At 70.1% G+C, this 9,860-nt stretch carries 11 protein-coding genes; 7 read left to right on the top strand and 4 right to left on the bottom strand.

What is annotated here, in order from left to right:
- The first annotated feature begins 37 nt into the window (after positions 1-37).
- Both AC07FN_RS18815 and AC07FN_RS18810 read left to right on the top strand, forming a co-directional pair.
- Entirely contained in the window at positions 38-565 is a 528-nt protein-coding gene (locus AC07FN_RS18815; protein ID WP_478396765.1) for a type VII secretion system-associated protein, read from the top strand.
- A gap of 139 nt (positions 566-704) precedes the next feature.
- A complete protein-coding gene (locus AC07FN_RS18810) occupies positions 705-1,649 on the top strand; it encodes a hypothetical protein (protein WP_478396764.1) in 945 nt (314 codons plus the stop codon).
- 25 nt (positions 1,650-1,674) lie between these two features.
- Here the strand turns inward: AC07FN_RS18810 and AC07FN_RS18805 are convergent, their stop codons facing one another.
- Both AC07FN_RS18805 and AC07FN_RS18800 read right to left on the bottom strand, forming a co-directional pair.
- Positions 1,675-2,109 carry a MerR family transcriptional regulator gene (locus AC07FN_RS18805; RefSeq protein ID WP_478396839.1) on the bottom strand — a complete coding sequence of 145 codons (435 nt, stop codon included), beginning with the start codon at positions 2,107-2,109 and terminating at the stop codon, positions 1,675-1,677.
- A gap of 51 nt (positions 2,110-2,160) precedes the next feature.
- The gene (locus tag AC07FN_RS18800) at positions 2,161-3,156 is read right to left on the bottom strand and encodes a GlxA family transcriptional regulator (RefSeq protein ID WP_478396763.1); all 996 of its coding nucleotides are present in this window, start codon (positions 3,154-3,156) and stop codon (positions 2,161-2,163) included.
- A 141-nt stretch (positions 3,157-3,297) separates the two neighbouring features.
- Between AC07FN_RS18800 and AC07FN_RS18795 the strand changes: the two genes are divergently transcribed.
- Positions 3,298-3,888: a cysteine hydrolase family protein gene (locus AC07FN_RS18795; RefSeq protein WP_478396762.1), complete on the top strand. Its 591-nt coding sequence runs from the start codon at positions 3,298-3,300 to the stop codon at positions 3,886-3,888.
- A gap of 81 nt (positions 3,889-3,969) precedes the next feature.
- On the opposite strand, the gene AC07FN_RS18790 is transcribed toward AC07FN_RS18795, so the two are convergent.
- Complete coding sequence (locus AC07FN_RS18790) at positions 3,970-4,470, bottom strand: hypothetical protein (protein ID WP_478396761.1); 501 nt, start codon at positions 4,468-4,470, stop codon at positions 3,970-3,972.
- A 221-nt stretch (positions 4,471-4,691) separates the two neighbouring features.
- On the opposite strand from AC07FN_RS18790, the gene AC07FN_RS18785 reads away from it, so the two are divergent.
- The 3 genes from AC07FN_RS18785 to AC07FN_RS18775 all read left to right on the top strand — a co-directional run bounded on the left by AC07FN_RS18785 (position 4,692) and on the right by AC07FN_RS18775 (position 7,310).
- Positions 4,692-5,873 carry a hypothetical protein gene (locus AC07FN_RS18785; protein ID WP_478396760.1) on the top strand — a complete coding sequence of 394 codons (1,182 nt, stop codon included), beginning with the start codon at positions 4,692-4,694 and terminating at the stop codon, positions 5,871-5,873.
- 28 nt (positions 5,874-5,901) lie between these two features.
- Positions 5,902-6,360 carry a hypothetical protein gene (locus AC07FN_RS18780; protein ID WP_478396759.1) on the top strand — a complete coding sequence of 153 codons (459 nt, stop codon included), beginning with the start codon at positions 5,902-5,904 and terminating at the stop codon, positions 6,358-6,360.
- Between the two features lie 335 nt (positions 6,361-6,695).
- Positions 6,696-7,310, top strand: coding sequence for a response regulator transcription factor (locus AC07FN_RS18775; protein WP_478396758.1), 615 nt, complete (start codon positions 6,696-6,698; stop codon positions 7,308-7,310).
- Between the two features lie 211 nt (positions 7,311-7,521).
- Here the strand turns inward: AC07FN_RS18775 and AC07FN_RS18770 are convergent, their stop codons facing one another.
- Positions 7,522-8,637, bottom strand: a complete 1,116-nt coding sequence (locus AC07FN_RS18770) for a sensor histidine kinase (protein ID WP_478396757.1) — start codon at positions 8,635-8,637, stop codon at positions 7,522-7,524.
- Positions 8,638-8,786: 149 nt separating this feature from the next.
- Between AC07FN_RS18770 and AC07FN_RS18765 the strand changes: the two genes are divergently transcribed.
- Positions 8,787-9,860: a carbohydrate-binding protein gene (locus AC07FN_RS18765; protein WP_478396756.1), complete on the top strand. Its 1,074-nt coding sequence runs from the start codon at positions 8,787-8,789 to the stop codon at positions 9,858-9,860.

The following is a 9,860-nucleotide window of genomic DNA, read 5'->3' as shown; positions in this document are numbered from 1 at the left end:
CGAGCGGTAGCGTGATAGCTGGTAGGAGGCTTTTGCGATGAGTGGTGGTTCGGCCCTGCCGGAGGAGCCCCGGTGGGTTTTCCTGATCGACCCGGCTTGGCAGGCGCAGGGCGGCGATCCGCAGCGGCCGCCGCGCCAGGCCGTGGTGGGTGGCTGGCACGTCGAGGCCGACGGCACGACCGGTCGTTTCCACGCCAACGTCGACTACTCGCCGTCCGGCCCGGACTCTCCGACCGACCCGGTGGACGCCACGTTGCGGCTGGTCAACAAGGGCGAGGCCACCGCCGACGCGCTGCTGGCGACGCTGCGCGAAGCGGTGTTCGGGATCGCCGTCGACGAGGCGGGCAGCCCGGTGGTCGCGCCGGCCCCGGACGGCGTGGCCTCGATGTTGGTGACCACGGCCCCCGCACACCGCAAGCGGGTGCGGGTCGCGGGCTGGCGGGAGGCCAGCGCCTCGGAGCTGGTCGGGGCGTTGCCGGCCGAAGGCGTCGACGTGCTGATCAACCCCGGTTCGCGCGCGTCGATGCGCATCCTCGCCGGCGCGCTGCGCAAAGCCGTCGCGTAACCCCCGGTGGGGCCGCAGTTTCAATTGAAACTGCGGAACGTCGGTCCCGGGGTGGAGTCCCGATATCGGTTACTTGCCTGCCCGCCCGATCTCGGAAAGATTCGACGGGGCAACGTGGTTCTTCGGTGAGAGGTGCGGGATGGGTGAACAGGACCAGGCGCGGCACGAGCTGTTGCTCCGGTTCGCGCCGCTGCTGCCCGACGACGTGGTGTGGCAGGCGCGGCGCTGGCTGGCCGCCGGGCAGTGGTCGCACGCGGTGCGGCTGATCGCCCAGGTCTTCGGCGACCGCAACGACCCGCTGCCGCCGGAGGCCCGCGAGGTCTTGCTCGACGGCGTGGACCCGGCCACGGCGGAACTGGTCGCCCCGCTCGCGGACGCGGTGGACTTGACCCTGCTTGTGTGGGAGTTCCGCGTGGCGGACGACGACTTCTCGGCGGCCTGCGCGGACGTCGTCGGAAAGTACCTGGATTCGCAGCCGGGCAAGCACACGGCCTGGCAGGTGCTGCGCCTCCCGGAGGGCGACACCGCGAACCCGGGCCGCCTGATGCACCTCGTGGAGACCCAGGCCGGGCCGGAACCGCACATGCTGGCGGCGGAGCTCGCCGACCGGTTGTGGGACGCGGGGATCGCCAGCCCGCAGGTGGAGGTGTTCCGGCCGGAAAGCGCGCTGGACTTCCACTACCACGCGGGCGCGTTGGTGGAGGGGCGCGAGATCTACGCGGTGGGCCCGCAGCCCACCATCGAGCTCGCCCGCTTCGACGAGACGAGCGAGGACCGCGAGCCCGAAGGCCCGGACCGCGACGCCCAGGTCGCCTACCTCGAATCCGGCGAGCCGCTGACCGAGGAGGCGGACCGCATCCCGGATCTCTTCGCGGGCGACGACGAACCCGTCGTCCCGGTCACGCTGCGCACGGATGGAACCTGGATCTGGTCCGAGCTGACCACGTACTACCTGGCCAACCGCGGTATCGCGCTGCCTCCGGCCCTGCGCGCCCACATCGCCGAAGCGGGCCCGACGGCCCGAACCCCGACTCGCAGGGAATGGGTGGCGATGGTGGCCCTCGAAAACGCCGAACCCGCCTGACCGCCCGGTTCGCCCGGGTGGCGGGTCAATTCCGTGCGAAATTCCGCCGCGCCCCACCGGGTGCCGAGGCAGTCGGCGGTTCCGGGGCCTCGCCGGTGCGGCGGTACTCCAGGACCGCGTCGAGGTACTCCGTCACCGCGTCCCTGTTCTGGGTCAGGCACCTGATCCGGTCCGTCATGCGGTCCCGCTCGTGCTCCAGGGTTGCGATCATCTCCGCCGTCGCGTCGGGGAAGTAGATCACCCGGGGTTTGTCCAGGCACGGCAGGATCTGCTTGATGATCCGGGTCGGCAGCCCCGCGTCGAGCAGCCCGCGGATCTGCATCACCCGGTCCACGTTGTAGTCCGCGAATTCGCGGTAGCCGTTGGGGGAGCGGTCGGCGACGATCAGCCCCTGCTCCTCGTAGTACCGGATCAACCGCCGCGAAGTGCCGGTCCGCTCTGAAAGTTCCCCGATGCGCACGCCCAACTCCCGAACATTGACACGCATGTGATGGCTGGATCCTAAGCGCGGCTACCGCTGCGGGGCGTACTGGAAGCCGCTGCGGTATTCGCTCGGGGTGGTCGCCAGTTGGCGGCGGAAGGCGCGGATGAGGGTGTCGACGGTGCCGAACCCGCAGGTGGTGGCGATGCGGTCCAGGGTGGCGTCGGTCGATTCCAGCTGGTTGCGGGCGAGTTCGACGCGGGCGGATTCGATGTAGGCGGTCGGTGTCATGCCGAGTTCCGCCTTGAAGATGCGGGCGAGCTGGCGTTCGGAGACCTGGGCGTGTTCGGCGAGCTCGGCGAGGCCGATGGGCCTGGTCAGGTTGCCGGTGATGTAGTGCCGCAGGTCCTCGATCCGGCGCGTGGTGGAGACCGGTTCGAGGGGCACGGAGAACTGGCTCTGCCCGCTGGGGCGCTTCAGGTACATCACGAGATGGCGGGCCACGCGAAGCGCGACGGGCTCGCCGAAGTCCTCGGCGACCAGGGCCAGGGACAGGTCGAGGCAGGAGCTGATGCCCGCGCCGGTCCACACGGCGCCGTCGCGGATGAAGATCGGGTCGGCGTCCACGGTGACGGCGGGGTGGTCGGCGGCCAGCTGGTGGGCGGTCGACCAGTGCGTGGTGGCGCGCTTCCCGTCGAGCAGGCCCGCGGCGGCCAGGATGTGGGCGCCGACGCACACGGAGGCGATGCGGCGCGATGTGCCGGCGAGCTGCTCGACGCGGGCGGTGACGTCCGGGTCCGTCAGGGCGGTCACGCGCTGGTCGGCGTCGATGCGCACCGAGCCGGGAACCAGGAGTGTGTCGATGCGCTGGCCGCTGACCTCGTCGAACGTGGCGTCCGGCAGGACGCGCACGCCCGCCGCGGTGGTGACCGGATCCGTGGTTTCGGCGGCCAGGAGCACGCGGTAGCCGGTGTCGGTGTCGACTTCCCGCTGTAGCAGGGCGAACACCTCCGGCGGGCCGGTGATGTCCAGCAGGTCGACGCCGTCGAAGACGACGATGACGATCAGCCGCTTCAGCGCGGGCACGGGCTCTCCCTCCGACGCGATGTCCAGATCTGCAAGTTGATCGTCATTGCAGACACCACGGCGCGATCGTAGCGTCGATCACATAGGCGCCACCAGGGTGCCGAGCGATCCCGAAACCCCATCTGAGGAGGGCTTTTCCCCATGGCTTCCACGACGCTGCGCCAGCTCAACGGCCTCGGCGAAACACCGGCGACCCTCGCCGACGTCACGCTGATCCTGGTCGACTACCAGAACACCTACACCCGTGGCGTGATGGAGCTGGACGGTTGGCAGGCGGCGCTGGATTCCGCCGCAGCACTGCTGGCTCGGGCGCGCGAGGCGGGGGCGCCGGTGATCCACATCGTCCACGACAGCGGTGTGGGCACGCCTTACGACATCCGCGCCGAAATCGGCCAGATCCACCCCAGCGTGGCGCCGGTCGACGGTGAGTCCGTCGTGGTGAAGCACGCGCCGAACTCCTTCCACGGCACCGATCTGGAGCAGAAGATCGCGGCCGCAGGGTGCGAGAACGTGATCATCGTCGGGTTCATGACGCACATGTGCGTCACCTTCACCGCCGAAGGCGCGTTCCTGCGCGGCTACGCGCCCACGGTCGTCGCGGACGCGTGCGCCACGCGGCCGCTGGCGGGAGCCGGGGTCGAGCTGTCCGCCGAGCAGATCCACCACAGCGCGCTGGCGACGATCGGAGACATCTACGGGATCGTCGTGGCGAAGGGATCGGACCTGGAGTAGCCCGCTCGGCCTGGTTGGATCCCGTGCGTACTTTGTGCTGCTGCAGCGACATGAAGTACGCACGGGTCTTTTGGCGCTCGGCTAGCGGTTCAGCGCTCTGATGGTCTCGTCGGCCCAGGCGGTCCAGTCCTCCTTCGGGGTTTCCGGAGCTGGGGCGGCTCCGACGTCGTCGGGATCGGGGCCGGGTTCTTGCCCCGCCGCGGGATGTTGTCCAGGTAGACGCTCGTCGACGTCGAGAACTTCCCGTGCGGGTTGAACGATCCCCTGCCCGCGTCCAGCGCTCCGGTGAACGTTCTCCGCCCGTACCCCTCGTCGCCGCTCGCGCCCGATGTCGCATCCTGCCGCTGCTTCCGCCGCGCCGACGGCCGCGCCCCATCCCGCGTTCAGCGGGAGGTCGGCTCCGAACTGGACGGTCGCACCCTTCCCGGTCTTCGCGGCCGACCCGTCGAACAGGTGCGATCCGAGTGCCTTCGCGCCGCCGACCTTGATCGCGTTGCCGAGCGCTCCCGCCCCGATGCCGACGGCTCCGCCGATCGCGCCGTTCTGCGCCGAGATCAACCGATCCGGCCGGTTCAGCGCCACAGGTCGGCCGGAACCCTTGCCGTATCTGAACGTGCAAGTGCGCTTCCCTGACGCCCCTGTCCCTTATTCGGTTACTTGTCGAGCAGCGCGATCTTGACCAGGCTCAATGCCCGGGGCCTGGCGCGGTCGGCACTCCGGGTGAGACGGCTCCGCAGCGCGAACCGCACAACCCCGACCCGGCGGGAGCGGCTGGCAGAGACTCGACCGATGGGAAGCGAGAGATGAGCGCGAGCGGCAGCAAAGATCAGACCACCGAGGGCGACCACCCCTGGGAGCAGGACAAGCACTACGGCGCGAGCGAGACCGGCGTCGCCTACCTTGCCGATCGCGAGCTGCGGAAGTCCAATGCGGACACCGAGATGATGCCCGCCATCAAGGAGTCCGCCCTGGCCGAGCCGGTCGCCGACGCCGGCACCGGCAAGGCCACGGCGGTCGAGGCCGAGGCTGCGACCGCGGCCGCCACGGCGACGGCCACCAAGGCCAAGCCCGTCGCCGCCGCCAAGACCGCCAAGACCGCCGACGTCCCGTCGCGTCCCGGAAACCGTGTGTCCAAGCCGGTGGTGGCCGCCGCGGCCGTGGCCGGTCTGGTGCTGCTGTCCGTCCCGGTGCTGATCGCGGGCCTCCTCCAGAACGACGACACCCCCTCGCGCGCCCTGCCGAATCCGGCGGCCTACGAGGACGACGCCCAGGCGCAGTCCGGTTTCATCCCGGGCATGGCGCAGGAGCAGCCGGTCCCGCCGCCGGGCATCCCGGACGGCAACCTGGTCCAAGGCCCCCCGCCGCCGGGCATCCCGAACGACGGCGCGCCGGTGCCTCCTCCGCCCGCTGGGGAGATCCCGCGCGGCGAGGTGCAGCCCGCAGTCCCGGCCGACCCCGCGCGCACCGCTGCCCACCCGGTCGTCTTCTCCGGGTTCGCCGGGCCCGGCTGCGGGAGCGGTAGCTTCAGCCGTCCCGGCTACTACGTCAACGGCAACCAGGGCTGGCTCAAGAGCGACGGCGCGCACGCGGCCGACGGTTGCGACGGTTCGTACTCCTCCTTGCCGATGTCGGGTGACCCGAATCGGGACGGTGACAACTCCGCGGTCTGGCGGTTCACTACTGGTGACGTCAAGCAGGGCAGCTGCCAGGTGTCGGTGTTCGTGCCTCGCGGCGACCTGCAGCACGTCGGCGGCGACCCGAGCTACTACACCGTCTACCAAGGCGACCAGACCAAGGGCCCGTCCGGTGATTTCCGGGTCTTCCAGACCAACCGGCAGGGCAGCTGGGTCGACGGTGGACGGTTCGCGGTCACCGGCGGACGGCTGACCATCAAACTGCACTCCCGCGGCAAGGACTGGACCGACAAGGGCCCCACCTACGCGCACCACGCCGCGGCGCAGATGAAGATCGACTGCAGCGCCTGACGGAAGTCGGCGAATTCAGGAGGAAACCGTGTTCGTTTGGGATCAGGGCGTGATCATGCCCTCCGAGATGGACGGCTTCGACGAGCTCGACGAGGTGTTCCTGCACCTCGCACCGGAAATGTCGGACAACCTCAGCGCTGCGGTTGCCAACCACCTGGACAACGGAGACGAACTCGCGGCCGCCCAGGCGCTCGCCGCGTTCGCCGAGCGTCGGCAGCTCCCGGTCTCCCGGGCCGACCGGCGCACCCTGCGGGACGTGATCGAGTCGCACAACGGCGACCTGACCTGCATCGACCTGCTCGACGGCCGCGCAGGCGCACGGCTGAACGGCGACACCCAGCTGCTCCCGGTCCTGCCCCGGCCGGCCCGGGAAACCGTGCCCATGCGCACGGCGCCCCGCCCGCACGTCGCGGACGTCGCCGCGGCGCAGACCGCCGTGCTGCCGGCCATCCGGCCGCTCGGCACCGGAGCGCACCGCCGCTGGTGACCCGATCTCCCGGCTCCTCCCGCGGGCCGGGAACGCGCTGCACCGCACACTCACTCCCGCGCCCAGAGTGTGCGGTGCAGTCGCGCATTACCGAAAGTGCGCGATCGATTACCGCGGGCGCGCGATCCTTACAGATTCTTACAAGGTCCGACTGACGTTTACAGACCGTTGGAATCTCTTCGATCCCGGCCATTCCGCAGGTAGCGTTCCTGGTGTCAGAGAGGCCGCGGGCTAGTCGGAAATTCCCTAGCCCCACCAATTCCGCCGAATCGCGACGAACAGCCGAAAGACGTCTGTGCCGCGGCGCGAACCGGCGACACTGGGAGTGAAGAACGTTGCTGGTTCGTGTGCTGTCCGACGTGACCGTGTTCGCCGACCGCCCCGAGTTGCAGGAGAAGATCTCCCGGCTGCTCGACCAGGCCCCCGAGCGGCTGTCCGGCGCCTCCGACGTCGCGGTGCTCGCCTACGGCGGAACGCTGCCGGCGGACGCCCTGGTGCACTGCGTTTCGCGGCTGAGCCGCTCCTACCGGGTGCTCGTGGTGCTGCCGGAGCAGGCCGCCGCGCAGGTTCCGGAGCTGCTGCGGGCCGGCGCGCTGGGCTTCATCGGCGACGGCTGCGACGACCAGGAGTTCTACGACGCGCTCGGCGTGGTGGCGCGCGGCGCGGTGTACGTCGCGTCGGGTTCCCGGGCGGCCCTGATCGGCGGCGGCGCCCCGGCGGAGCCCGCGCAGCAGGTGCTCACCCGGCGCGAGCAGGAGGTGCTGCGCTGGATCGCCGACGGCTACACGCACTCCCAGGCGGCCCGGCGGATGGGCCTGTCCGGAGCGACGGTCGACACCTACGTCAAGCGGATCCGGGCGAAGCTGGAGGTCCGCAACAAGGCGGAGCTGACCCGCAAGGCGATCGAACTGGGCGTCGTCCGACGGGAACCCCTTCTAACAGCCGCCTGATCCCCAACCGATGCCCCGCCCGACGACGCCCCGGACACCCCACGCACGCCACCACCCGAGGCTCGGTCCTCCGCAATTTCAATGGAAATCAGAGCTCTGATTTCCATTGAAATTGCGGAAGTTGTCCACAGGTCCCGGTGTGTCGGGGTCCGACACACCGAAGGTCCGCAGTTTCAATTGAAACCGCGGCGGAGGCCTGGTCGAGCCGGGACTAGCCGGCCAGCGGCAGGGACGCGGTGAACTGGCAGCCGCCCTCGACGTTCTGGACGGAGACGCCGCCGTGGTGCGCCTCGATGATGCCGCGCACGATCGCCAGCCCCAGCCCGCCACCGACGTCCTTGCCCGCCGGGCGGGACGGGGTTCCCCGCCAGCCCGGTTCGAAGACCTTGTGCAGGTCCGCCTCCGGAATTCCGCCGCAGGCGTCCGAAATGGACAGCACCGCCCGGCCCTCCGCCGCGTGCGCGCACACCGTGACCGCGCCGCCGGGGTGGGTGTGCCGGACGGCGTTGCTCAGCAGATTCTCCAGCACCCGGTTGATCTGGCGGATGTCCACCCGCACCGCGACCGGCTCGATGCCGCCCGGCACCAGCCGGACGCCGCGGCTGCGGGCCTGCGGCTCGATCGCGGTCACCGCGTCGCTGATCAGGTCCGCGAGCGACACCGGCGTCAGCGACAGGGTCAGCGAGTTGGACTGGATGCGGGACAGGTCGAACAGGTCGCCGACCAGGTGGTCCAGCCGCTGCGTCTCCTGCAGGATCAGGCCCAGGTAGCGGTCCTGGTCGCGGGCCATGCCGTCCTGCAGCGCCTCGGTCATCGCCCGCAGGCCCGCCAGCGGCGTGCGCAGGTCGTGCGACACCCACGCGATGAGCTGCCGCCGCGATGCCTCCAGCAGCTGCTCCTGCTCCCGCGATGCGGTGAGCGCGGCGCTGGTCGCGGCGAGTTCCTGGGTCAGCACGGCCAGCTCCGCCGAGCCGGACTGGGCGGGCGCCGCGAACCGGCCGTCCTCGCCCATGGTGCGGGTGGCGCGCGCGAGGTTCCGGCTGCCGTGCAGGATCCGCCTGCCGAGCAGCAGGCACAGCATCACCGACACCGCGGCCGTCGGGATGCACGCCAGCAGCACGGCGGTCATGCCGCGCACGGTGAAAAGGTCCAGGAATGCGAGCACCACGAAGGTGAAGCCGATGGAGATGATGGTGATGACCGCGAGCATCATCATCATCACGACGAGCGATCCCCGCCGCAGGAACCACAGGATCCAGGCGCCGAGCAGGCCCACGGCCACCGAGCACCACAGCGATACGAGCGCGACGAAGATGAGGTCGTGCATGACCTTCGTTTCTGTTGCTGTCGACCAGGTGTTTACGTCTGGTAAAGGTGCATCAGCGGTTCCCCCCAGATCGGGGCAAAGTATAAGCTACGGGCTGAAACGCGGTGTCCCTTTCGGGAACGTCGCCTTCCCCGATTTCTGGAGTAAGTGTGGCGTCGAATACTGATCGGAACGGGGGCGCTGGGTCGCCCGAGGACCGCTCTCTGGATTCGCTGCCGCCGGAGCTGCGGCTCTACGTGCCGGCGGAGGGCACTCCGATCGAATCGGCGAAACCCGACGAGCCGTCCTACGAAAAGGTCCCGCTGGCCTCGCTTTCCGGCGCGGCGCGGCCGGAACCGGCGCCCGCCGCGGATGTTCCGCCCCAGTCGGCCAAGGACGTCGGCCTACCGTCGAAGGTTTCGCTGATCTCCCTGGCCGCCGCGGCGGTGATCCTCGTCTCCGTGCCGTTCGTGCTCGCGGTGCTGCTCTCGCGCGACGACGCCCCGGGGCTCGCCAACCAGGCGACGCAGATCGACGCTGAAGGAGAACTGGGGCTGCCGGCCGGTGAAGGCGTGGAGCCTGCGGAGCCGGTGCTGCCCACGGAGCCCCCGCTGACCGCGAGGGAAGAAGTTCCCGTGCGGCAGGAGCCGACCGAGGCGGACAAGCCGCTGCCGCCGCCGGAGCAGCCGCAGGAGAGCGGGCCGAGCGGCAGTGACACGCTCATCGCCGGGGCAGGCTGCTCGAACACCGCGACGGAGCAGTACCAGGCGGTCAACTTCTACTCGAACGGCGCCGAGGGCTGGTACAGCCGCAACGGCGGCGCCGGCGACGGCCGCTGCCGCGGCATCTTCGACGCGATGCCCATGTCCGGCAACGCGAACAAATCCGGCCCCAGCAACTCCGCGAAGTGGACCTTCGACGTGTCGGCCAAGGTGATGGTCGGCACCTGCGCGCTGTCGGTATACATCCCGAACGACAGCGACCGCCGCAACGTCGGTGCGACCAGCGCGCACTACTCGATCTTCAACTCGTTCGACCACAGCGGCACGGACGTGGTCGGCGTGAAGGACATCAACCAGGTCGCCAACCTCGGCAAGTGGCTGGACCTCGGGTCGTACAAGATCACCCAGGGCAAGATCTCGGTGAAGCTGCACGACCGGGGCGAGGACTACGCGGGCGGCGCGGACGGCGAAGGCGCCCACATCGCGGCCACCCAGATCCGCGCCACCTGCACCCCGGCCTGA

Source organism: Saccharopolyspora sp. NPDC045941, from assembly GCF_056431445.1.
The sequence above is the reverse complement of the archived record's forward strand: the minus strand, read 5'-3'. Positions and strand labels throughout refer to the sequence as shown.